Here is a 23,541-nt window from a genome sequence, read left to right as displayed (position 1 = left end):
GCGCGCCCCGCTCAACGCTCGGCCAGGGCCGCGAGCACCAGCTCGCAGTTCTGCTTGCCGTAGCCGGTCAGCACTTCACGGATCCTCGAAGGCTCGCGGTCGATCACCGCCATCAGCAGATCGTCGAAGACCGCGCCGAACTGACCCATCTGGCTACGGCGGCGTTCCAGCGCGATGTAATAGGTACGGGCGATGGCCGGCTGCAGGTTGTCCAGGGTCTGCTGCAGGTAGGGGTTGTCGGCGAAGGGATAGGCCGCCTGCATGATGCCGAAACTGGCCTCGACGAAGGCGTGGATGTCCTCCCGCTGGCGGGCCTCGGCCAGGCGCTGCTGGAGGGCGCGGAAGGGCGCCAGGTCCTCCTCGCTGCGCCAGTGCTCGGCCACGGCGTAGCCCAGCAGGATGTAGAGCTCCATCACCAGGGTATAGAGGCTGCGCACGTGCTGCGGCGTCAGCTCGGACACCTGGGCGCCGCGGCGCGGCAGGATGTTGATCAGGTGTCGGCGCTCGAGGATCAGCAGCGCCTCGCGCACCGAACCCCGGCTGACATTCATGGCCTGGGTGACTTTCAGTTCCTGAATGCGCTCACGCTCTTTCAGCTCGCCGCGAATGATGCGCTCGGCCAGGTAGTGGGCGATTTGTTCGGAGAGGCTGTCCGGTGCCTTGAACGTCATGGTTTTCCTTCGAACTGGGGACTTTGTGCACTGCGCCGGGCTTTCCCACGCAAAAGCTCCGGCGCTGACAGTACTACGGGTACGGGCAGTGGGCGCAAGTGCGATAGGGGGAAATTTCCGACTCTGCCGCAGGACGCGGGCAGGCGGCGGAGTCTACCACAAGGCGTGGTGTCGCTCTTGTAGGGGCGAATTCATTCGCCAAGGGGTGCGGAGCAGCCCCGCCCCGCTCAAGGGCAGGCTTTCGGCCTGCTTGGCGAATGAATTCGCCCCCACAGAAAAGCACCCGGCGCGCCCTTTCCTACACTTATGGACAGGTGGCACGAAAAGCGCTTGAACCTTGAGACAAAGCGGGCGCGGCGGGCTAATAACCGAAAGAGATGAAATTTTCCTGACTTTCGAGTCAAATATTTATTGACCCAAAAGTCAGACAACTCTAAATTTGCCCCCATACGAGCCCTCGTAAAACAATAAAGTGCCTGGAGGTCGTCCTTGATCCAGTTTTTACTCAATCGGGAGCTGCGCACCGAGCATGCCCTCGATCCCAATGTCACGGTGCTCAACTACCTGCGTGAGCATGTCGGCAAACCCGGTACCAAAGAAGGCTGCGCCTCGGGCGATTGCGGTGCCTGCACCGTCGTCGTCGGCGAGCTGGAGGGCGATCGCATTCGCTATCGCACCCTCAACTCCTGCCTGACCTTCGTCTCCTCGCTGCACGGCAAGCAGCTGATCACCGTGGAAGACCTCAAGCATCAGGGCCAACTGCATTCGGTGCAGCAGGCCATGGTGGATTGCCACGGTTCCCAGTGCGGCTTCTGCACCCCCGGCTTCGTCATGTCGCTGTTCGCCCTCCAGAAGAACAGCAATGGCTACGACAAGGGCCAAACCATGGAAGCCCTGGCCGGCAACCTGTGCCGCTGCACCGGCTATCGCCCGATCATCGACGCCGCCGAGCAGGCCTGTTGCCAGAAGCAGCCGGACCAGTTCGACGCCGCCGAAGCCCAGACCGTCGCCCAGCTCCAGGCCATCGCCCCGCGCGAGACCGCCGAGCTGAACAGCGGCGACAAGCGCTGCCTGGTCCCGCTGACCATCGCCGACCTGGCGGACTTCTATGTGTCCAACCCGCAGGCCCGCCTGCTGGCCGGCGGCACCGACCTGGCCCTGGAGGTCACCCAGTTCCACCGTGAATTGCCGGTGATGATCTACATCGGCCACATCGACGCCATGAAGCGTGTCGAGGAGACCGCCGATTTCATTGAGATCGGCGCCGCCACCCCGCTGTCCGACTGCTACGAATCCCTGGCCCGCGAATACCCGGACTTCGGCGAACTGCTGCACCGTTTCGCCTCCCTGCAGATCCGCAACCAGGGCACCCTGGGCGGCAATATCGGCAACGCTTCTCCCATCGGTGACGCCCCGCCGCTGCTGATCGCCCTGGGCGCCGAGATCGTCCTGCGCAAGGGCAACCAGACCCGCATCCTGCCGCTGGATGAATACTTCCTCGATTACAAGGTCACCGCTCGCCAGGACTCCGAGTTCATCGAGAAGGTGCGCGTGCCCCGTGCCCGCAAGAACCAGGCCTTCCGCGCCTACAAGGTGTCCAAGCGCCTGGACGACGATATTTCCGCGGTCTGCGCCGCCTTCAACCTGGTGATCGAGAATGGCGTAGTGCGCAAGGCCCGCGTCGCCTTCGGCGGCATGGCCGGCATTCCCAAGCGCGCCAGCGCCTGCGAGCAGGTGCTGATCGGCGCCGCCTGGTATCCGGGCACCGTCGAGCGCGCCTGCGAGGCCCTGGCCAAGGACTTCACCCCGCTCTCGGACTTCCGCGCCAGCAAGGAATACCGCCTGCTGACCGCGCAGAACCTGCTGCGCAAGTTCTTCCTCGAGCTGCAATCCCCAGAAGTCGAAACCCGGGTGACCGCCTATGTCTAACCACCACCATCACAAGACCCAGGAAGAACTGGCGGAACTGTTCCGTGCCGACATCACCACCGGCGTCGGCAAGAGCGTCAAGCACGAGAGCGCGCCCAAACACGTCTCGGGCGAGGCGGTGTACGTCGACGACCGCCTGGAATTCCCCAACCAGCTGCACGTCTATGCCCGCATGAGCGACCGCGCCCATGCGCGCATAACCCGCATCGATACCACGCCCTGCTACCAGTTCCCAGGGGTGGCCATCGCCATCACCGCCAAGGACGTGCCCGGCCAGCTGGACATCGGCCCGGTGGTGGCGGGCGACCCGCTGCTGGCCGACGGCAAGGTCGAGTACGTCGGCCAGGTCGTCCTGGCCGTGGGCGCCGACAGCCTGGAAACCGCACGCAAGGCGGCCATGGCGGCGATCGTCGAATACGAGGACCTGGAGCCGGTGCTCGATGTGGTCGACGCCCTGCGCAAGAAGCACTTCGTGCTGGACAGCCACCAGCACAAGCGTGGCGATTCCAGCAGCGCCCTGGCGGCGTCGAAGAACCGTCTGCAGGGCACGCTGCATATCGGCGGCCAGGAACACTTTTACCTGGAGACCCAAATCTCTTCCGTCATGCCCACCGAAGACGGCGGAATGATCGTCTACACCTCGACCCAGAACGCCACCGAGGTGCAGAAGCTGGTGGCCGAGGTGCTGGGCGTACCGATGCACAAGATCGTCATCGACATGCGCCGCATGGGCGGCGGCTTCGGCGGCAAGGAAACCCAGGCGGCCGGCCCGGCCTGCCTCTGCGCGGTGATCGCGCACCACACCGGGCGCCCGACCAAGATGCGCCTGCCGCGAATGGAAGACATGACCATCACCGGCAAGCGCCACCCCTTCTACGTCGAGTACGACGTGGGCTTCGACGACGACGGCCTGCTCAAGGGCATCGAACTGGAACTGGCCGGCAACTGCGGCTACTCCCCGGACCTCTCCGGCTCCATCGTCGACCGCGCGATGTTCCACTCGGACAACGCCTACTTCCTCGAACACGCCACCATCAATGGTCATCGCTGCAAGACCAACACCGCCTCCAACACCGCTTACCGTGGTTTCGGCGGCCCGCAGGGGATGGTCGCGATCGAGGAGATCATGGATGCCATCGCGCGCAGCCTGGGCAAGGACCCGCTGGAAGTGCGCAAGCTGAACTACTACGGCAAGGACGAGCGCAACGTCACCCACTACTACCAGACCGTCGAGCACAACATGCTCGCCGAGATGACCGAGGAGCTGGAGGCCAGCAGCGAGTACACCAAGCGCCGCGAAGAAATCCGCGCCTTCAACGCCAGGAGCCCAGTGCTGAAGAAAGGCCTGGCGATGACCCCGGTGAAATTCGGCATCAGCTTCACCGCCACCTTCCTCAACCAGGCCGGCGCGCTGGTGCACATCTACACCGACGGCAGCATCCACCTGAACCACGGCGGCACCGAGATGGGCCAGGGCCTGAACACCAAGGTCGCCCAGGTGGTGGCCGAGGTCTTCCAGGTGGATATCGGCCGCATCCAGATCACCGCGACCAACACCGACAAGGTGCCCAACACCTCGCCGACCGCGGCGTCCAGCGGTACCGACCTGAACGGCAAGGCGGCGCAGAACGCCGCTGAGACCATCAAGGGTCGTCTGGTGGAGTTCCTCGCCAACCACTTCAAGGTCACTGCCGAGGACGTCGAGTTCAAGAACGAGCAGGTGCGTGTACGCGACCATTACCTCTCCTTCGAGGAAATGATCCAGCTCGCCTACTTCAACCAGATCTCGCTCTCCAGCACCGGCTTCTACCGTACGCCGAAGATCTTCTACGACCGCGACAAGGCCAGTGGCCGTCCCTTCTATTACTTCGCCTACGGCGTGGCCTGCGCCGAAGTGATAGTCGACACCCTGACCGGCGAGTACAAGATGCTGCGCACCGACATCCTGCATGACGTGGGCGCATCGCTGAACCCGGCCATCGACATCGGTCAGGTGGAAGGCGCCTTCGTCCAGGGCATGGGCTGGCTGACCATGGAAGAGCTGGTGTGGAACGCCAAGGGCAAGCTGATGACCAGCGGCCCGGCCAGCTACAAGATCCCGGCCATCGCCGACATGCCCATCGACCTGCGGGTGAAGCTGGTGGAGAACCGCAAGAACCCCGAGCAGACGGTGTTCCACTCCAAGGCCGTGGGCGAGCCGCCCTTCATGCTCGGCATCGCCGTCTGGTGCGCCATCAAGGACGCCGTGGCCAGCCTGGGCGACTACAAGGTGCAGCCGCAGATCGATGCTCCGGCCACCCCCGAGCGCGTGCTCTGGGGCGTCGAGCAGATGAGGAAACTCCAACAGCCGGCCCAGGCCGCCGCCCAGGCGGAGACCGAGCCCGCGTAACCGGTAGGAGCCAGCTTGCTCGCGAAAGCGTTGCTTCCAACGACACGCGATTCGCCAGCAAGTTGGCTCCTACATAGAGAAAAAACGGTGCAGAACAATGACAACACCCACCGATCGTTCGAAGACAACGCAGCAGGACACCGACGTCGTGCTGCTGGAAACGCTGCCGGCCCCTGTGCGTCCCAAGGACGACTGGCGCCTGTCACGCTCCACCAGGCCACTGCGTAGCTGGAGACTGAGCAAATGAGTTGGATCAGCGCCCTCGCCGACCTGCAGCAACGCGGTGAACCCTGCGTGCTGGTGACCATCATCGAAGAGCGCGGCTCCACGCCGCGCAATTCCGGCTCGAAGATGGTCGTCACCGCCGAGCGCATCTTCGAGACCATCGGTGGCGGTCACCTCGAGTTCAAGGCAATGGAGATCGCCCGCGAGATGCTCGAGAATCGCACCCAGGACACCCGCCTGGAACGCTTCAGCCTGGGCGCCAGCCTTGGCCAGTGCTGCGGTGGCGCCACCGTGCTGCTGTTCGAACCCATGGGCCAGCCCCAGGCGCACATCGCCGTGTTCGGCGCCGGCCACGTGGGCCGCGCCCTGGTCCCGCTGCTTGCGAGCCTGCCCTGCAAAGTGCGTTGGATCGACTCGCGGGAGAACGAATTCCCCGAACAGATTCCCGCCGGCGTCGAGAAGGTGGTCAACGAAGAAGTGATCGACGAGATCGCCGAGATGCCCAAGGGCAGCTACTTCATCGTCATGACCCACAACCACCAGCTGGACCTGGAGCTGACCGCCGAGATCCTCAAGCGCAGCGACTTCGCCTACTTCGGCCTGATCGGCTCGAAGACCAAGCGCGTCAAGTTCGAACACCGCCTGCGCGAGCGCGGCTTCGCCGGCGAGACCGTGCAGCGCATGCGTTGCCCAATGGGTATCGGCGAAGTGAAGGGCAAGCTGCCGGTGGAAATCGCCATCTCCATCGCCGGCGAAGTTGTCGCCACCTACAACGCCAACTTCGGTACCGAAGTGAAGAAGGGTGAAACGGTCGCCAAGCTTATCCCCTCCTCCCGCCGCGAACAGGCCTGACACTTTTCCCTTCTCCCTCTGGGAGAAGGTGGTGCGAAGCGCCGGATGAGGGAAACCACCGCTCGCGCGTGACCGGACATCCCTCACCCCCGCCCTCTCCCAAAGGGAGAGGGCGCCAAAAGCCGAACCAGTAATTAACGAGACTGACATGACCTGCCACGTAACCGCCTACCGCTCCGCCATCCTGCACAGCATCGCCGACCCCGCCCTGGTGGGCGTCGAGCAGTCCTACCAGTATTTCGAAGACGGTCTGCTGGTGGTGGAAGACGGCCGCATCAAGGCCCTGGGCGAAGCCGAGGCCCTGCTGCCGACCCTGGCCGCCGGCGTCGAGGTGCGCGAATACCGCGATGCCCTGATCACCCCCGGTTTCATCGACACCCATATCCACTACCCGCAAACCGGCATGATCGCCTCCTATGGCGAACAGCTGCTGGACTGGCTGAACACCTACACCTTCCCCACCGAAAAGCAGTTCGCCGACAAGGCCCATGCCGCCGATGTCGCCGGCATCTTCCTCAAGGAGCTGCTGCGCAACGGCACCACCACCGCCCTGGTGTTCGGCACCGTGCACAAGGAATCGGTGGACGCCTTCTTCGAGGCCGCCCAGGCCCTGGACCTGCGGATGATCGCCGGCAAGGTGCTGATGGACCGCAACGCCCCGGACTACCTCACCGACACCGCCGAATCCGGCTACGCCGACAGCAAGGAGCTGATCGAACGCTGGCACGGCAAGGACCGCCTGCACTACGCGGTGACCCCGCGATTCGCCCCCACCAGCACCCCGGAGCAACTGGCGCTGGCCGGCAAGCTGTTCGCCGAATATCCGGGCCTGTACATGCACACCCACCTGTCCGAGAACCGCAAGGAAATCGAATGGGTGAAGGAGCTGTTCCCCGAGCGTAAGGGCTACCTGGATGTCTATGACCACTTCAAGCTGATCGGCGAACGCTCGGTCTTCGCCCACGGCGTGCACCTCTGCGACGACGAGTGCAAGCGCCTGGCGGAAACCGGTTCGGCGGTGGCCTTCTGCCCCACCTCCAACCTCTTCCTCGGCAGCGGTCTGTTCGACCTGCAGAAGCTGGAAGAGCACGGCGTACGCGTGGGCCTGGGCACCGATGTGGGCGCCGGCACCAGCTTCTCCCAGCTGCAGTCGCTGAACGAGGCCTACAAGGTGATGCAGTTGCAGGGCAAGAAGCTCGATCCCTTCAAGTCCCTGTACCTGGCCACCCTGGGTGGCGCCCGTGCGCTCTACCTGGACGACAAGATCGGCAACTTCCAGGCCGGCAAGGACGCAGACTTCGTGGTCCTCGACTACAAGGCGACCCCGCTGCTGGACTACCGCATGCAGCAGGCAAGGAGCCTGGAGGAGAAACTGTTCGCCCTGACCATCCTTGGCGATGACCGTGCCGTGAAGGAAACCTTCGCCGCCGGCCGCAGCGTGCATCAGCGCGGTTGAGCCGCCATGCGATGAAAGAGCCCCGCTTCGGCGGGGCTTTCTTTTGAGGAGAAGGTTTAACGCGAATGAATTCGCACACAGTTGAGGCGGCGATGGCTCGTAATCCTGTAGGGACGAATTCATTCGCCAAGGATCGCGCAGCGGTCCCCGGAGGCTACGCCAGGGGCAGGTCTTCAACCTGCTTGGCGAATGAATTCGCCCCTACAAGAAACAAAAAAACCCCGCTTACGCGGGGTTTTCTGCAGGAGCCGGATCAAGCGTTGCGGCTGGTGCCGCGGCCGGGCTTCTTCTTGGTCTGCAAGAGGTGCGAAAACACCGCGTGCAGGTCGTCCGAGGCGCCGCCTTCGTCAAGGTTGAGCTTGTCGTCGATGTGATCCATGTGATGCATCATCAGCATCACCGCGCGCTCGGCGTCGCGGGACTCGATGGCATCGATCAGGCGATTGTGTTCATCGAAGGAACAGTGGGAGCGGCTGCCGCTCTCGTACTGGGCGATGATGAGCGAGGTCTGGGACACCAGGCTGCGCTGGAAGCTCACCAGCGGCGCGTTCTTCGCCGCTTCGGCCAGCTTCAGGTGGAATTCGCCGGAGAGGCGGATGCCGGCACCACGGTCGCCGCGGGAGAAGCAGGCCTGCTCTTCCAGGACCATCTGCCGCAGTTCCTGCAACTGCTCGGCGGTGGCGTGCTCCACCGCCAGCTCGGTGATGGCCCGCTCCACCAGGCGGCGGGCGTAGAAGATCTGCCGCGCTTCCTCGACGCTGGGGCTGGCCACCACGGCGCCGCGGTTCGGCCGCAACAGCACCACGCCTTCATGGGCGAGACGCGACAGGGCGCGGCGGATGATGGTCCGGCTGACACCGAAGATCTCGCCCAGGGCCTCTTCGCTCAGCTTGGTCCCGGGGGCCAGGCGCTGCTCGAGAATGGCATCGAAAATGTGCGCATAGACGACGTCGTCCTGCGTGCCGCTGCGGGTGCTTTTGGCGGTGCGCGGCTGCTTCTTGAGTGGCTGCAACTGTTCGTTCATGGGGGCTCGCGTCGGTGGGTTCGGCGGTCTTCCAGGGCCCTTTTTGCCCCTCTCCGCCGTGCCGAGCAGGTTTGTCAGCGAGGGAAATCAGGGAAAAGCCGAATGATATTGTACACAATCAGCGTGCCGTGAACAGTTTCGCCGCAGCTCAACACTCATTCCTGACCAGTTGCACAGGTTTTTCCCGCAGTTCCCCTTCCGCGTGACCAGAGCGATGACAGAAGCGCCGAACGAGCGGAATTCCCTACATTTTTTTGTCATAAGCACGTCCGTCTCAGTGCCTTTCCGTGCTTTACCCCACGGTTTCCGGAATCACCCCGATTTCTCGCAATATGCATAACCTGTTGTTTTTTAACGATTTAGTTAACTCGCTAGGGTGCAAATTGTCGCGACATATCCTGTCCCAAAGGTCAGCTTTTGTTGATTGGTGCGAATTTTCGAACATTGAAAACATTATTTGTTTTTTTTGTATACAAAGGCATAATCGCGCCGTGAACTTCCTGACCCGCTGGTCAAGTATTGGAGGAAGCGCACCACTCACGCCATCCGCCTCAGTCAGTCCGGAGCCAACTCCAGGCTCTGGGTGACCAAAACAAAAGAGATGAGGAGTACCACGCTGTGGAAAGCATCAAACAACAAGAACAAGGAACGTACGCCGCAACACCGCCCGCCAACGGTCTGCTTGAACGACTCTTCAAGCTCAGCCTCCACGGCACCACCGTGAAGACCGAACTGGCTGCTGGTCTGACGACCTTCATCACCATGGCCTACATCATTTTCGTCAACCCGAACATCATGGCCGATGCCGGGATCGATCATGGCGCGGCCTTCGTTGCCACCTGTCTCGCCGCAGCTTTCGGTTGCCTCCTCATGGGTCTTTACGCCAACTGGCCGGTGGGCCTGGCCCCGGGCATGGGCCTGAACGCCTTCTTCACCTACACCGTGGTCAACACCATGGGCTACAGCTGGCAGATCGCGCTCGGTGCGGTGTTCCTCTCCGGCGTACTGTTCATGATCCTGACCTTCTCGCGCATCCGTGAATGGCTGCTCAACAGCATTCCCAGCAGCCTGCGCTTCGCCATGGGCGCGGGGGTCGGCCTGTTCCTCGGGCTGATCGGCCTGAAGACCGCCGGCATCGTGGTCGCCCACCCGGCCACCCTGGTACACATCGGTGACCTGACCTCCCCCGGTCCGCTGCTGGCCGCCATCTGCTTCCTGATGATCGCGGTACTGGAATACCGCCGCGTCTTCGGCGGCATCCTGATCAGCATCCTCACCGTCACCCTGGTCGGCGTGGGCCTGGGCATCGTCCAGTTCGGCGGCGTGTTCTCCATGCCCCCGAGCCTGGCCCCGACCTTCATGGCCATGGACATCGGCGGTGCCTTCAACGTGACCATGGTCAGCGTGATCCTGGCCTTCCTCTTCGTGCACATGTTCGACACCGCCGGCACGCTGATGGGCGTCGCCCAGCGTGCCAACCTGGTGCAGGAAGACGGCCGCATCGAGAACCTGTCCAAGGCGATGAAGGCCGACAGCGCTTCCAGCGTCTTCGGTGGCGTACTCGGCGTACCGCCGGTCACTAGCTATGTGGAAAGCGCCGCGGGCGTGGCCGCCGGCGGCCGCACAGGCCTGACCGCGGTGACCGTGGGCATCCTTTTCATCGCCGCGATGTTCTTCGCCCCGCTGGCCGGCATGATCCCCGCCTATGCCACCGCCGGTGCGCTGATCTACGTCGCCATGCTGATGATGGGCGGCATGGCCCACATCGACTGGAAGGAACACACCGAGACCATCCCGGCGATCGTCACCGTGATCATGATGCCGCTGACCTTCTCGGTCGCCGACGGCATCGCCCTGGGCTTCGTGACCTATGTGGCGATGAAGGCCTTCACCGGCAAGTACAAGGAAGTGTCGGTAAGTTTGTATGCACTCTGCCTTATCTTTGTAGCCAAGTTCATCTTCCTGTAAGCTTCGACCAAGCAAGACCAGGCCCTGCCGCTATGCGGCGGGGCCTTTTCATTTATGGAGAAGAGAACCCATGAGCCTGGAAACCTGGCTGCTGTTCAGCAGCGCCGCTCTGATCGTGATCCTGATTCCCGGACCGCTGTCCCTGCTGATGGTCAGCAACAGCCTCAACTATGGCCTGCGCCGCTCGCTACCGGCCTTCCTCGGTGGAGTCTCTGCCTCCATCTGCCTGCTCAGCGCCTCGGCCCTGGGCCTGGGCGCCCTGCTGCTGGCCTCGGAGAAACTGTTCAGCGCCCTGAAGATCATCGGCGCCCTCTACCTCTTCTACCTCGCCTGGCAAAGCTGGCTGGAATCCCGCCAAGCCGCGCGCCCGGCCAACGCCGAAGAGCAGCCGGTGAACCCGGGCTTCCGCGCCATGTTCTGGAAGGCTTTCGGCCTGGGTGCCAGCAACCCCAAGGACATCCTCTTCTTCGCCGCCTTCCTGCCGCAATTCCTCAGCGCCGAGCGCTCGCTGCTGACCCAGTTGCTGGTGATGATCGCCACCTGGGCCATACTCGACCTCGGCTGCAAGCTGTTCTACGGCCTCAGCGCCCGCGGTGCTGCACGCTACCTGCGCTCGGGCAAGGGCCACGTCTGGTTCAACCGCACCAGCGCCGCGCTGTTCGGCGGTGCGGGCGCGGCGTCCCTGCTTTCGCGCTGATGCTCCCCGGTGCGTTGCCCTCCCCGGCCAACGCACCCTCCCCCGTCGGCAACCTCCTCCTTTCGTTGCCCGGCAGCACAGCCCCACACGAAATCCGACCGCCAACCGGCGAAGTCGAGATAGCCGCCTAGACTCCTTCAAGTTCCGATCGTGTTCCATGGACGTGCGCGACGTGGTCTGGCCGGCCTTTATTCGACGCCCATCGCACTGATAGTGGAAGTACCCGCTCCCTTGCGCATCTCCCCGTGATGCGCTTCTGCCCGACCTTGCGTCGGGCTTTTTTTGCGCATCCCTGCGCCACAAGAAACTGTGCCAGCAGATGTGGACTTGGGCCGGCACTTTCTCGCGGGCAAAAAAAAGCCCGCAGTGTGAACGGGCTAGGAAGACTCCAGTGAGTCGAGGGTAACGAGTATCTGAAACTAGCTGCCCCGATAGGTGGAGTAGCTGTAAGGGGAAATCAGCAGCGGCACATGGTAGTGGTCCTGCTCCGCGGAAATGCCGAAGCGCAGCACCACCACATCGAGGAAAGCGGGTTCGGGAAGCTTCACGCCACGGGCACGGTAATAGTCGCCGGCGTGGAATTGGATCTGGTAGACGCCGCTCTGGTAGTCGGCGCCCTGCAGCAGGGGCGCATCGCAGCGGCCGTCGTCATTGGTGGTGGCGGTGGCGACCAGCTCCAGGCCGATGCCTTCGACACGGTAGAGCTCGATCTTGATGTCACGGCCAGGGCAACCGTGGGCGGCATCCAGTACATGCGTGGTCAAACGTCCCATTGCTCGCTGGGCGTCCGCCGGGGCAGTGCTCAGCCTCGATCGGAACGCCACACCTCCTCTGCTTGTTCATATAGGTGCGTGGGCAGGGCCAAGGCCCCGGTTCGAAGCGCAGAATAACATGCGACCGACGAAATGTAAGACATAAACTCAAAAAATTGTACACAATCATCCCGCCATATCCTGCTGTACAACCCCCAGCCAGCGGCCAATCCGGATTCGGGCGCAATGGCCAGCCGTCGCGCCCTCCAGTTCAAAGTCCTGACCATACGGGCAGATTTCTTGCCTGGATAGCGAATGACGAATTCGACAAAGTTTTGATTTACAAAACGCCAGACAATTTGTATACAATCACCCCATCCACGGTCGCGCACCACTTCCCAGGCTGTCGCTGATCGTTCAACAGACCAGAAAGGAAGACTGCAGTGAGCGCTGAGTACCCACGCGACCTGATCGGTTACGGCAACACCCCTCCGCACCCGCACTGGCCGGGTGAGGCCCGCATCGCCCTGTCCTTTGTGCTGAACTATGAGGAAGGTGGCGAACGCAACGTGCTCCATGGCGACAAGGAATCCGAAGCCTTCCTGTCCGAGATGGTGGCCGCCCAGCCCCTGCAGGGCGTGCGCAACATGAGCATGGAGTCCCTGTACGAATACGGCAGCCGTGTCGGCGTCTGGCGCCTGCTCGATCTGTTCAAGCGTCACGACATCCCGATGACCATCTTCGCCGTGGCCATGGCCGCCCAGCGCCATCCCGATGCGATCCGCGCCATGGTCGAGGCCGGCCACGAGATCTGCAGCCACGGCTACCGCTGGATCGACTACCAATACATGGACGAGGCCCAGGAGCGCGAGCACATGCTCGAAGCCATCCGTATCCTCACCGAACTGACCGGCGAGCGTCCGGTGGGCTGGTACACCGGCCGCACCAGCCCGAACACCCGTCGCCTGGTGATGGAGGAAGGCGGATTCCTCTATGACTCCGACACCTACGACGACGACCTGCCCTACTGGGAATCCAACAACCCCACCGGCAAGCCGCACCTGGTCATCCCCTACACCCTGGACACCAACGACATGCGCTTCACCCAGGTGCAGGGCTTCAACAAGGGCGATGACTTCTTCGAATACCTCAAGGACGCCTTCGATGTGCTCTACGCCGAAGGTGCCGCCGGCGCGCCGAAGATGCTCTCCATTGGCATGCACTGCCGCCTGCTCGGCCGCCCGGCACGCCTCGCCGCCCTGGCGCGCTTCATCGACTACGTGAAAGGCCATGAAAAAGTCTGGTTCGCCCGCCGCGCCGACATCGCCCGCCACTGGCACGCCACCCACCCTTTCAAAGAGCAAGCGAAATGAGCCGCTTCCAGACCCTGAACCCGTCCAGCCTGTCCCGCGACGCCTTCGTCGAAGCCTTCGCCGACATCTACGAACACTCGCCCTGGGTAGCCGAGAAGGCCTTCGACCTTGGTCAGGACGCCCAGATCGATGAAATCGACGCCCTGCACCAGCGCATGGCCGACCTGTTGCTCAGTGCCAGCCATGAAGCCCAGCTGGCGCTGATCAACGCTCACCCGGACCTGGCCGGCAAGGCCGCCGTCCGGGGCGAGCTGACCGAAGCCAGCACCAGCGAACAAGCGGGTGCCGGCATCCACGAATGCACGGCTGAAGAGTTCGCGCGCTTCACCGAGTTGAACGACGCCTACAAGGCCAAGTTCGGGTTTCCTTTCATCATGGCGGTGAAAGGCAGCAACCGGCATCAGATCCTGGCGGCCTTCGAGGAGCGGATCCACAACTCGCCCGAAGCCGAATTCGCCAGGGCGCTGGCCGAGATCAACAAGATCGCGCTGTTCCGCCTGCAGCAAATGTAAGCCGCAGCCGCACCGCTCCCTCCTCCACGCCATCAATCAAGGCAGACAAGACAGATGAAAAGCTACGCCGTCCCCTTCGAGAAATACGTCAACCTCGCCGACGCCCGTCTCGGCACCAAGGCCATCTCCGTCACCGACGACTGGTTCGCTGACGTAAACCGACTGTTCCAGCCGACCCCGGCTGTGTGGAAGGAGGGCGTGTTCGATGACAACGGCAAGTGGATGGACGGCTGGGAATCCCGCCGTAAACGCTTCGAAGGCTACGACAGCGCCGTGATCCGCCTCGGCGTGCCGGGCTCGATCAAGGGCGTGGACATCGACACCAGCTTCTTCACCGGCAACTTCCCGCCGTCGGCTTCCCTGGAAGCCTGCTTCGTGGCCGAAGGCGACCCGACCGACGACACCCAGTGGACCGAAGTGCTGGCCGCCGTCGAGCTGCAGGGCAACAGCCACCACTACCACGAGATCAATAACGCGCAGGCCTTCACCCACCTGCGCTTCAACATTTACCCAGATGGCGGCGTGGCACGCCTGCGTGTGTACGGCATCCCCTACCGCGACTGGTCTTCGGTGGGCGACAACGAGCAGATCGACCTGGCAGCCGCGCTGAACGGCGGCCGTGCCCTGGCCTGCTCCGACGAGCACTTCGGCCGCATGAGCAACATCCTCAACCCGGGCCGCGGCATCAACATGGGTGACGGCTGGGAAACTGCCCGCCGCCGTACCCCGGGCAACGACTGGGTCATCGTCGCCCTGGGCCATCCGGGCGAGATCGAGCGTATCGTCGTCGACACCCTGCACTTCAAGGGCAACTACCCGGACAGCTGCTCCATCCAGGGCGCCTTCGTGAAAGGCGGCACCGACAGCCAGATCGAGACCCAGAGCCTGTTCTGGCGCGAGCTGCTGCCGAGCCAGAAGCTGCAAATGCACGCCGAGCATGAGTTCGTCGAGCAGATCAAGGCCCTGGGCCCGATCACCCACATCCGCCTGAACGTGTTCCCGGACGGTGGTGTGAGCCGTCTGCGCCTGTTCGGCAAGGTGGCGAAGTAAACGTTTGACTGCCCCCAAAGGGGCGGATGAGGGGTGTCCGTGCACGGCACGGCATCCCTCACCCCTGCCCCCTCTCCCGAGGGAGAGGGGAACCCGTAACGAACCAGTAGAACAGCCATGCGTACCCTGAAGATCGAGCCCCTGACCAAAGAAGCCTTCGCCCCCTTCGGAGATGTGATCGAAACCGACGGCAGCGAGTACTTCATGATCAACAACGGCTCCACCCGCCGTTACCACAAGCTGGCGACGGTCGAGACCGCCCAGCCGGAAGACAAGGCGATCATCAGCATCTTCAGCGCCGAATCCCTTGAGATGCCCTTGCGCATCCGCATGCTGGAACGACATCCGCTGGGCAGCCAGGCCTTCATCCCGCTGCTCGGCAACTCCTTTCTGGTCGTGGTCGCGCCACTTGGCGATGCACCTGTACCGGGTCTGGTCCGTGCCTTCCTCAGCAATGGCAGGCAGGGCGTTAATTACCATCGCGGCGTCTGGCACCACCCGGTGCTGACGATCGAAAAGCGGGATGACTTCCTGGTGGTTGATCGCAGTGGTTCAGGCAACAACTGCGATGAGCATTACTTCACCGAGGACGAGCAGCTCCTCCTCGACCCCCACCACTAATAAGAGAAGCCCAATGATCGGCGTGACGATCGGCGGGAAGAGGTACCTACTGTGGAAGCACATCTGACCGAATGGCTGAACCTGAGTATTCGCTGGGTTCACATGATCACCGGCATCGCCTGGATCGGCGCATCCTTCTATTTCGTCTGGCTGGAGAACAACCTCAATCGCGCCAACCCGCGTGAAGGGCTGTCGGGTGACCTCTGGGCCATCCATGGTGGCGGCATCTACCACCTGGAGAAGTACAAGCTCGCTCCGCCGAAAATGCCGGACAACCTGCACTGGTTCAAATGGGAAGCTTATTTCACCTGGTTGTCGGGCGTCGCCCTGCTGACCGTGGTGTTCTACCTGAACCCGACCCTGTACCTGATCGCACCCGGCGTCGACATCTCCCCGGCCGCGGCCGTCGCCATCGGCATCGGTTCGCTGATCGCCGGCTGGTTCATCTACGACTTCCTCTGCGATTCGCCACTGGGCAAGACCCCCGCCCTGCTCGGCCTGGTGCTCTTCGTCCTGATCGTCGGCGCTTCCTGGGCCTTCACCCAGGTATTCAGCGGCCGTGGCTCCTATATCCACGTCGGCGCGCTGATCGGCACCATCATGGTCGGCAACGTGTTCCGCATCATCATGCCGGCCCAGCGAGCCCTGGTTAAGGCCATCGAAGAGAACCGCACGCCGGACCCGGTACTGCCGGCCAAGGGCCTGCTGCGTTCGCGCCACAACAACTACTTCACCCTGCCGGTGCTGTTCATCATGATCAGCAACCACTTCCCGAGCACCTACGGCAGCCAGTACAACTGGCTGATCCTGGCCGGAATCGCGGTGATCGCGGTACTGGTGCGCCACTACTTCAACACCCGCCACGACAGCAACAAGTTCGCCTGGACCCTGCCGGCCGGCGCGCTGGGCATGATCTGCCTGGCCTTCGTCACCGCGCCGAACTACAAGTCCGCCGAACCGAGCCTGGCCGTGGAGCCCGCCCACCAGGAACACGCCGCTCCCGCCGCCAGCAGCGCCGCTGCCCCGGCCGCCGAAGCGAGCAAGCCGCAGGCCGCTGCTCCGGCACAGCCGGCGGCAGCCGCCCCGGCCCAGGCCAGCAGCGGTTCCGCCAGCTACGACAAGGTCCATAGCGTCATCCAGGAACGTTGCGCTGTCTGCCATTCCGCCAAGCCCACCAGCCCGATGTTCACCTCGGCACCGGGCGGCGTGATGCTCGACACCCCGCAGCAGATCCAGATGCTCGCGCCGAAGATCCAGGCCCAGGCAGTCGCCAGCCAGATCATGCCGCTGGGCAACATCACCCAGATGACCCAGGAAGAGCGTGACCTGATCGGTCGCTGGATCGCCCAGGGCGCCAAGACCAACTAGCAAGACCACGACGGGCCCTGCCCCCAAGCAGGGCCCGTTTTTCCAAGCCTGCCCCCAGGCGGGCTTTTTTCTTCCGCGCAGTACCCAGGCCGGATGTCTGCACCCGGCCAGCAACATGACGACCCGGCATACCGCACCCACGAGGTGCGGCATTGCCAAGCGACTTACAAAAACAAAAGCGCCAGAGGTGTTGCATGACCACTCCGACAGGGCGGGATACCGCCCTTCCGCCCGCTGACCAGCGCCTACCCCTGCTGCAACTGCTGCTCGTCGGTATCCAGCATGTCCTGCTGATGTACGGTGGCGCCGTCGCCGTACCCCTGATCGTCGGCCAGGCCGCCGGTCTCTCCCGCGAAGAAATCGCCTTCCTGATCAACGCCGACCTGCTGGTCGCCGGCATCGCCACTGTGGTTCAGTCCATGGGGATAGGCCCGGTGGGCATCCGCATGCCGGTGATGATGGGAGCCAGCTTCGCCGCCGTCGGCAGCATGGTGGTGATGGCCGGGATGCCCGGCGTCGGCCTGCAGGGCATCTTTGGCGCCACCATCGCCGCCGGCTTCTTCGGCCTGCTGATCGCGCCCTTCATGTCGCGCATCGTGCGCTTCTTCCCGCCGTTGGTGACCGGGACCGTGATCACCTCCATCGGCCTCACCCTCTTCCCGGTGGCCGTCAACTGGGCAGGCGGCGGCAGCAAGGCCGCGCAGTTCGGCGCCTTGGAATACCTGGCCATCGCGGCCCTGGTGCTGGGCGTAATCCTGCTGGTGAACCGCTTCCTCAAGGGCTTCTGGGTGAATGTCTCGGTGCTGATCGGCATGGCCCTGGGCTACGCCGTGGCTGGCGCCTGCGGCATGGTCAACCTCGACGGGCTGGACCAGACGCCCTGGTTCCAGGTGGTCGAGCCCATGCATTTCGGCATGCCCAGGTTCGAGCTGGCCTCGGTGCTGTCCATGTGCCTGGTGGTGGTGATCATCTTCGTCGAGTCCACCGGCATGTTCCTCGCCCTGGGCAAGATCACCGGCCGCGAGGTCTGCCCCAACGCCCTGCGCCGCGGCCTGCTGTGCGACGCCGGTGCGTCCTTCCTGGCGGGCTTCTTCAATACCTTCACCCACTCTTCCTTCGCCCAGAACATCGGCCTGGTGCAGATGACCGGCGTGCGCAGCCGCTACGTGACCGTGGCCGCGGGGAGCTTCCTGATCGTCCTCAGCCTGTTGCCCAAGGCCGCTTTCCTGGTGGCCTCGATCCCGCCGGCAGTGCTCGGCGGCGCCGGACTCGCCATGTTCGGCATGGTGGCCGCCACCGGCATCAAGATCCTCCATGAAGCTGACATCAGCGACCGCCGCAACCAGTTGCTGGTGGCCGTGAGCATCGGCATGGGCATGGCCCCGGTGGTACGCCCCGAGTTCTTCGCCCACCTGCCGCACTGGATGGAGCCCATCACCCACAGCGGCATCGCCATGGCCACCGTCAGCGCCCTCACCCTGAACCTGCTGTTCAACATCCTCGGTGAGAAGGACCGAAGCCGACACTGCGTCGCCCACTGATCCTGTTCGCTCCCACCCGGCCGTACCCATGAGGTCCGTCCGGGACTCCACAGCCCGCCTACCCGGCGGGCTCTTTTAAACCTGCCCCAGGTATCGGGCCGTGCCCCGCGCATGGCCATTCCGGCCGCGTGGAGACTCCGTGCAGGTCTCGGCGTGTTTTCAGAAGTACAACAAGAAGGAAAACCTGAATGCTTCGCTACCACAGCCTGGCGCTTGGCGCCGCTTTGATCGCCGCCAGCCCGGCCGGCCTTGCCACTGAACAGGGCAAGGTCTTCGAATGGATGAACAACAGTGTCGGCTTCCGCTACGGCCAGCAGTTCACCAACCCGAACAACCCGGACAAGTTCGCCAAGCGTGTGTACAGCTTCACCCACGCTGACGGCTACCGTTACGGCAGCAACTTCTTCAACCTTGACGTGTTTCTCTCCGACAGCCGCGATCCGCGCAAGGGTACCGACCACGGCGGCAGTGAGGTCTACGCGGTCTACCGGCACCAGCTCTATGCCTCGCGGGTGTTCGACCAGCCGCTGGGCACCGGCCTGGTGAAGGACTACGCCTTCACCTTCGGCTTCGACGCCAACCGCAACAACAACCGCGCTTCGGCCAAGAAGCGCGCCCTGGTGTTCGGCCCGACGCTGAAGTTCAACGGCGCCGGCGTGCTCGACCTGAGCCTGATGTACTACCGCGAGAAGAACCATTCGGGCATCCCCGGCGCCAAACACCCGGACCACACCTTTGACGCCACCTACATGGTCAACCTGACCTGGCTGAAACCCTTCCAGCTCGGCGAGCACGACGCCAAGTTCCAGGGCTTCGTCAACTACGTCGGGGAAAAGGGCGAGGACTATTTCGACAAGGACACCGCCCCGGAAACCCTGATGCGCACCTCGCTGATGGTTGCCGCCATGCCTGGCGCCAGGCGCAAGCCGAACCTCTGGTTCGGTGTCGGCTACGAGTACTGGCACAACAAGTTCGGTGTGGACGGAGGCCGCGGCAGCCGCACCTCGACGCCGACGGTAAACCTGGAATTCACGTTCTGAAGCAGGGCCCGCTGCGAGGTGGGCTTTCCACTTACCGATCGCCAGGGAGGCAGTCCTCCACTGTGGGGGCGAATTCATTCGCGAAGGGCCGCGCAGCGGTCCCCTGGCGGGCAACCCGGGCAGGCCTGCGGCCTGCATAGCGAATGAATTCGCCCCCACAAAAGAGCGCCACGACCGTGCCATGGATTGGCTCCCCTCCCCTTCTAACCGTGGGGAAGGCGCGGTGCGCCCTCTCCCGGTTTTTTCCCGATGGATCAGAAGTGCACCTTGACCAGCAGGCTGGCGGTGTTCTGGTCGGTGCCGTCGAGAATCTCGTCGCCGAGGAAGCTCTCGCTGTCGATACCGTACTTGTCCTTCCAGTAGTCGTACTCGAAGCCGACGTACAGCTGCTTCTCACCCCAACCCATGGACTTGCCCAGGTCGTACTTGATCTGCGGATTGAAGTGCAGGTTGGCGTGGTAGGTGCCGCGGCTGTTCTCGTCGTTGTCCACTACCCAGTCCATGAAGCCGTCGATCAGGATGTCGGAGTTGCCAACCGGGATGGTGTAGCTCCATACCGGGGTGATCTGCCAGACGTTGTCGCCGGGGCGGCTGCCATCGGTGGTGCGGTTGTAGAAGTTGACCTGGAAATAGTCGAAGCCGGGGATGGCCAGGTCGAAGCCCGGGCCAATCAGGTAGGACTCGACGTCACCCTCGCCGAACTCGTAGGTCATGGCCAGCAGCACGTCGGTCACCGGGCCGAACTGGATCTTCTGGTCGAAGATCTTGCCCAGCGACAGGCGCGGCTGGAATTCGCCGTAGTAGGTGTTGTCGCCGACCAGGGCGTCCTTGTCACCGTTGTAGAAGATCTTGTCGAGGAAGAAGAAGTTATCGCCGTATTTCCAGCCGTCGGCGTGCTCGAAGGTCACCGTCTGCTGGATCTCGGGGTTGATCTTGTAGTTCTGGCCGTAGAGGTAGCTCAGGCTGTTGTTCTGCCAGAAGAGCAGGTCGCCGGCCAGCGCCTGGCCGCCCGCCAGCAGACCGGTCGAAAGGGCGAGAAAGTGCGGCAGATACTTGGGCTTCATGGTTTTTCCTTGTTGTAGTGGGTTTCAGGTTTTTCCGCCCCGCACCCACCCGAAGCCCGCCCCGGTATCGGGGCAGGCGTTTCAGGCAGGCTTGGGACTGGAGTGGGTTTCGCGCGCCGGGAGTCAGCCGCCAAGGCCGGGGCTGATCGGGCGGGCGCGACCGGACGGGCTGTCTTCAGCGTTGCGCTGTTCGGCTTCGTCCAGGGGGTTGTGCAGGACCTCGACCAGCGAGATCCGGGATTCGGACTTGTCTTCCTCCACGTCGGCCTGCTCGTGCGGCGACAGGCTGATCAGCAGCGGGAGGAATATGGTCGCGTTGGAGCCTGGCGTGGCCTCCAGGGCGTCGAGAAGCTCGGGACGAGCCCTGGTGATGTCGGATGAACTCATGGTCAAAGCCTGCCTGTTGTTGTTTTAGGTCGTGGGCTTGCAGGGTGCTTCTGGACACCCGTTTTACTTCACCAGGAAAAACTGATCTGGCGGTCAGGTTTTCCTGACTATATACACTCTGTGAACAGCGCTAACAACAGTTTCTTTCAAAATTGTGTACAAATTTCAGACAGAGCTCCCCCGCCAAGCCCTGAGCCCGTCACGTGCGCTCAGGGATTGGCTTTCTGCTTCTGGCGCTTGAGGAAATCGACCTTCCACTGTTCCATCCCGAGGTACTCGGAATCCAGGTTGGCCTCCACCTGGTAGCGCGCCTTGAGGGCGTCCACCTCCGCCCTGTGCTCGACGAGGAAGTGGTCGAAGCGCGCGATCAGCTCCGGGTACTTGAGGCTGGAGAGATTGAACGTGCCGCGGGTGTGCGGCAGTTTCGGGTCGAACACCAGAGCGCCGGGGCGCGCGCGGATGTTGTCGAGGTAGTAGGTGGCGACCACCACGTTGTAGTAGGCGCCATCGGCCTGTTGCTTCATCGCCTGCTTGACCATCTGGCCCAGGTCGGCGCTGCGCACCACCTGGGTCTGGCCGGCACCGATGCGCTCCTGGTAGGTCCAGGGCGTCCAGCCGTCCACCACCGCCAGCCGGGCCAGCTGGTCGATGCCCTGGCCCTGGCGATTGGGCGCAACCAGCACGCCGTCGACGTATTGCACCACCGGCTGGCTGTAGGCGATGCCCTTGCCACCCTTGAGGTCGCCGGCCCAATTGGGGCTGTCCGGGTACTTGAAGTCGATGCTGCCGTTGAGCAGGTGCTGGGTCAGCTGGTTGACCGGCAGTGGCTGGTACTGGATATCCAGTCCGGCTTCACGGGCGAACAGATCGAGCAGGTCGCGGGCGAAGCCCTGGTATTCGCCCTGGTCGCTGATCCAGTAGTGGGGCTGAAAGGACTGCTGCTCGACCCCGACCACATAGGTCTGGGCCAAGGCACAATCGACGGACAGCAGGCCGGCAGCAAGCCAGCCGAAAACCTGAGGTTTCATTACCTTCTCCTTGTTCTTGTGGGGTGATTTTTCTGTAGGAGCGAGCTTGTTCGCGAAGAGCGCTCAGCAAGCGCTTCGCGAGCAAGCTCGCTCCTACGGGATCCCGTCAGCCCTTCATCCGGGACCGTTATTCACCCGTGACCAACTGCCGCGCCAGCTGGTTGTGGCGCTCCAGCACCCGTGGCAGGTCCACCGTCACCAGTTGGCCGTCGCGGACCACCACCTTGCCGTTGATCACGCTGGTGGACACATGGGTCGGGGTGCAGAACACCAGCGCCGCCAGCGGATCGTGCAGGGCACCGGCATAGGCGATATGGCCGAGATCGAAGGCGACGAAGTCGGCGACCATGCCCGGCGCCAGAGCACCGATATCGTTGCGGTTGAGTACCTTGGCGCCGCCCAGGGTGGCGATCTCCAGGGCCTCGCGCGCGGTCATGGCGTCGGGGCCGAAACCGACCCGCTGCAGCAGCAGGGCCTGGCGCACTTCGCCGATCATGCTCGCGCCGTCATTGGAGGCCGAGCCGTCCACGCCCAGCCCCACCGGCACGCCGGCATCGCGCATGCGCCGGACTGGCGCTATGCCCGAGGCCAGGCGCATGTTCGAGCAAGGGCAATGGGCAACGCCGGTACCGGTGCGGGCGAACAGCTCGATGCCATGCTCGTCCAGTTGCACGCAGTGGGCGTGCCAGACGTCATGACCGACCCAACCCAGATCCTCGGCGTATTCGGCCGGGGTCATGCCGAACTTCTCGCGGCTATAGGCAATGTCGTTTACGTTTTCCGCCAGGTGGGTGTGCAGCGATACCCCGTACTGGCGCGCCAGCACCGCGGCTTCGCGCATCAGGTCGCGGCTCACCGAGAACGGCGAACACGGCGCCACCACCACGCGCAGCATCGAGCCGTGGGAGGCGTCGTGGTAATCCTCGATCAGGCGCTGGGATTCCTTGAGGATGTCGGCTTCCTTCTCCACCACCGAATCCGGCGGCAGGCCGCCCTGGCTGCGGCCGACGCTCATGCTGCCGCGCGCGGCGTGGAAGCGCATGCCGATCTCGCCGGCGGCGTGGATGCTGTCGTCCAGCTTGCAGCCGTTGGGGTAGATGTACAGGTGGTCGCTGGAGGTGGTGCAGCCGGACAGGATCAGTTCGGCCATGGCGGTCTGGGTGGAGACATGGATCATCTCCGGGGTCAGCCGCGCCCAGATCGGGTAGAGGTTGGTCAGCCAGTTGAACAGCTCGCCGTCCTGCGCCGCCGGCACCACGCGGGTGAGGCTCTGGTACATGTGGTGGTGGGTGTTGACCAGGCCGGGGATGACGACCTTACCCTTGAGGTCCAGCACCTCGTCAGCCGTTTGCGGCAATTCGGCGCTCGGCCCGACCTTGATGATGCGGTTGTCCTCGATGAACATCCCGCCCTGGCGGATTTCACGGCGCTGGCCGTCCATGGTCACCAGCAGGTCGGCGTTCTTTACCAAGAGTGTCTTAGCCATTCGGGGCTCCTTGTAGGGTGCGCCATGCGCACCGGTAGGCGGACAGAAAAGTTTCGGTGCGCACGGCGCACCCTACGCAAAGGCGTATGTACTGCTTGGAATTTGGAG

At 63.4% G+C, this 23,541-nt stretch carries 20 protein-coding genes; 13 read left to right on the top strand and 7 right to left on the bottom strand.

All coding sequences use genetic code 11. From position 1 onward, the window contains the following. Window positions 1-11: 11 nt before the first annotated feature. A complete protein-coding gene (locus tag E8F12_RS01675; RefSeq protein ID WP_280323557.1) occupies window positions 12-671 on the bottom strand; it encodes a GntR family transcriptional regulator in 660 nt (219 codons plus the stop codon). Window positions 672-1,160: 489 nt separating this feature from the next. On the opposite strand from E8F12_RS01675, the gene xdhA reads away from it, so the two are divergent. From xdhA to guaD, 4 genes are all read left to right on the top strand, one after another. Further along, window positions 1,161-2,600 (top strand): xanthine dehydrogenase small subunit, encoded by a 1,440-nt coding sequence (xdhA, locus tag E8F12_RS01670; RefSeq protein ID WP_280323556.1) that lies wholly within the window; start codon window positions 1,161-1,163, stop codon window positions 2,598-2,600. Further along, entirely contained in the window at window positions 2,593-4,989 is a 2,397-nt protein-coding gene (gene xdhB / locus E8F12_RS01665; protein ID WP_280323555.1) for a xanthine dehydrogenase molybdopterin binding subunit, read from the top strand. Before xdhA ends, xdhB begins: the two co-directional genes overlap by 8 nt. Window positions 4,990-5,232: 243 nt before the next feature. Continuing rightward, window positions 5,233-6,066, top strand: a complete 834-nt coding sequence (xdhC, locus tag E8F12_RS01660) for a xanthine dehydrogenase accessory protein XdhC (RefSeq protein ID WP_280323554.1) — start codon at window positions 5,233-5,235, stop codon at window positions 6,064-6,066. A gap of 148 nt (window positions 6,067-6,214) precedes the next feature. Continuing rightward, window positions 6,215-7,522, top strand: a complete 1,308-nt coding sequence (gene guaD / locus E8F12_RS01655) for a guanine deaminase (RefSeq protein ID WP_280323553.1) — start codon at window positions 6,215-6,217, stop codon at window positions 7,520-7,522. Between the two features lie 253 nt (window positions 7,523-7,775). Here guaD and E8F12_RS01650 read toward each other — a convergent pair whose 3' ends face one another. Continuing rightward, on the bottom strand, window positions 7,776-8,546 hold the full coding sequence (locus E8F12_RS01650) for a GntR family transcriptional regulator (RefSeq protein WP_280323552.1): 771 nt from the start codon (window positions 8,544-8,546) through the stop codon (window positions 7,776-7,778). Between the two features lie 618 nt (window positions 8,547-9,164). Between E8F12_RS01650 and E8F12_RS01645 the strand changes: the two genes are divergently transcribed. Continuing rightward, window positions 9,165-10,514: an NCS2 family permease gene (locus E8F12_RS01645; protein WP_280323551.1), complete on the top strand. Its 1,350-nt coding sequence runs from the start codon at window positions 9,165-9,167 to the stop codon at window positions 10,512-10,514. 70 nt (window positions 10,515-10,584) lie between these two features. Continuing rightward, window positions 10,585-11,211 carry a LysE family translocator gene (locus tag E8F12_RS01640; RefSeq protein ID WP_280323550.1) on the top strand — a complete coding sequence of 209 codons (627 nt, stop codon included), beginning with the start codon at window positions 10,585-10,587 and terminating at the stop codon, window positions 11,209-11,211. 419 nt (window positions 11,212-11,630) lie between these two features. On the opposite strand, the gene uraH is transcribed toward E8F12_RS01640, so the two are convergent. Continuing rightward, the gene (gene uraH, locus E8F12_RS01635) at window positions 11,631-11,984 is read right to left on the bottom strand and encodes a hydroxyisourate hydrolase (protein WP_280323549.1); all 354 of its coding nucleotides are present in this window, start codon (window positions 11,982-11,984) and stop codon (window positions 11,631-11,633) included. Between the two features lie 422 nt (window positions 11,985-12,406). Here uraH and puuE point away from each other — a divergent pair, with 422 nt between their 5' ends. The 7 genes from puuE (at window position 12,407) to E8F12_RS01600 (ending at window position 19,468) form a co-directional block, all read left to right on the top strand. Further along, window positions 12,407-13,336: an allantoinase PuuE gene (gene puuE / locus E8F12_RS01630; RefSeq protein WP_280323548.1), complete on the top strand. Its 930-nt coding sequence runs from the start codon at window positions 12,407-12,409 to the stop codon at window positions 13,334-13,336. After that, window positions 13,333-13,848 (top strand): 2-oxo-4-hydroxy-4-carboxy-5-ureidoimidazoline decarboxylase, encoded by a 516-nt coding sequence (gene uraD / locus E8F12_RS01625; RefSeq protein ID WP_280323547.1) that lies wholly within the window; start codon window positions 13,333-13,335, stop codon window positions 13,846-13,848. The genes puuE and uraD overlap by 4 nt, the downstream gene beginning before the upstream one ends. A gap of 54 nt (window positions 13,849-13,902) precedes the next feature. Next, the gene (gene alc, locus E8F12_RS01620; protein ID WP_280323546.1) at window positions 13,903-14,898 is read left to right on the top strand and encodes an allantoicase; all 996 of its coding nucleotides are present in this window, start codon (window positions 13,903-13,905) and stop codon (window positions 14,896-14,898) included. A gap of 117 nt (window positions 14,899-15,015) precedes the next feature. After that, window positions 15,016-15,519: an ureidoglycolate lyase gene (locus E8F12_RS01615; RefSeq protein ID WP_280323545.1), complete on the top strand. Its 504-nt coding sequence runs from the start codon at window positions 15,016-15,018 to the stop codon at window positions 15,517-15,519. Between the two features lie 51 nt (window positions 15,520-15,570). Next, complete coding sequence (locus tag E8F12_RS01610) at window positions 15,571-16,887, top strand: urate hydroxylase PuuD (protein ID WP_280323544.1); 1,317 nt, start codon at window positions 15,571-15,573, stop codon at window positions 16,885-16,887. 194 nt (window positions 16,888-17,081) lie between these two features. Beyond that, a complete protein-coding gene (locus tag E8F12_RS01605) occupies window positions 17,082-18,428 on the top strand; it encodes a nucleobase:cation symporter-2 family protein (protein ID WP_280323543.1) in 1,347 nt (448 codons plus the stop codon). Window positions 18,429-18,616: 188 nt separating this feature from the next. After that, complete coding sequence (locus E8F12_RS01600) at window positions 18,617-19,468, top strand: nucleoside-binding protein (protein WP_280323542.1); 852 nt, start codon at window positions 18,617-18,619, stop codon at window positions 19,466-19,468. Between the two features lie 254 nt (window positions 19,469-19,722). On the opposite strand, the gene E8F12_RS01595 is transcribed toward E8F12_RS01600, so the two are convergent. The 4 genes from E8F12_RS01595 to E8F12_RS01580 form a co-directional block, all read right to left on the bottom strand. Continuing rightward, window positions 19,723-20,532, bottom strand: coding sequence for an outer membrane protein OmpK (locus E8F12_RS01595; protein WP_280323541.1), 810 nt, complete (start codon window positions 20,530-20,532; stop codon window positions 19,723-19,725). Window positions 20,533-20,655: 123 nt separating this feature from the next. After that, window positions 20,656-20,919 carry a hypothetical protein gene (locus tag E8F12_RS01590; protein ID WP_280323540.1) on the bottom strand — a complete coding sequence of 88 codons (264 nt, stop codon included), beginning with the start codon at window positions 20,917-20,919 and terminating at the stop codon, window positions 20,656-20,658. Between the two features lie 209 nt (window positions 20,920-21,128). Beyond that, window positions 21,129-21,947: a transporter substrate-binding domain-containing protein gene (locus E8F12_RS01585; RefSeq protein WP_280323539.1), complete on the bottom strand. Its 819-nt coding sequence runs from the start codon at window positions 21,945-21,947 to the stop codon at window positions 21,129-21,131. A gap of 127 nt (window positions 21,948-22,074) precedes the next feature. Continuing rightward, window positions 22,075-23,433 (bottom strand): 8-oxoguanine deaminase, encoded by a 1,359-nt coding sequence (locus E8F12_RS01580; protein WP_280323538.1) that lies wholly within the window; start codon window positions 23,431-23,433, stop codon window positions 22,075-22,077. Window positions 23,434-23,541 lie beyond the last annotated feature (108 nt).

The organism is Pseudomonas sp. BN102 (assembly GCF_029871245.1).
In the GTDB taxonomy this organism is placed as follows: Bacteria; Pseudomonadota; Gammaproteobacteria; order Pseudomonadales; family Pseudomonadaceae; genus Metapseudomonas.
This window is presented reverse-complemented; position numbering and strand designations above follow the sequence as displayed.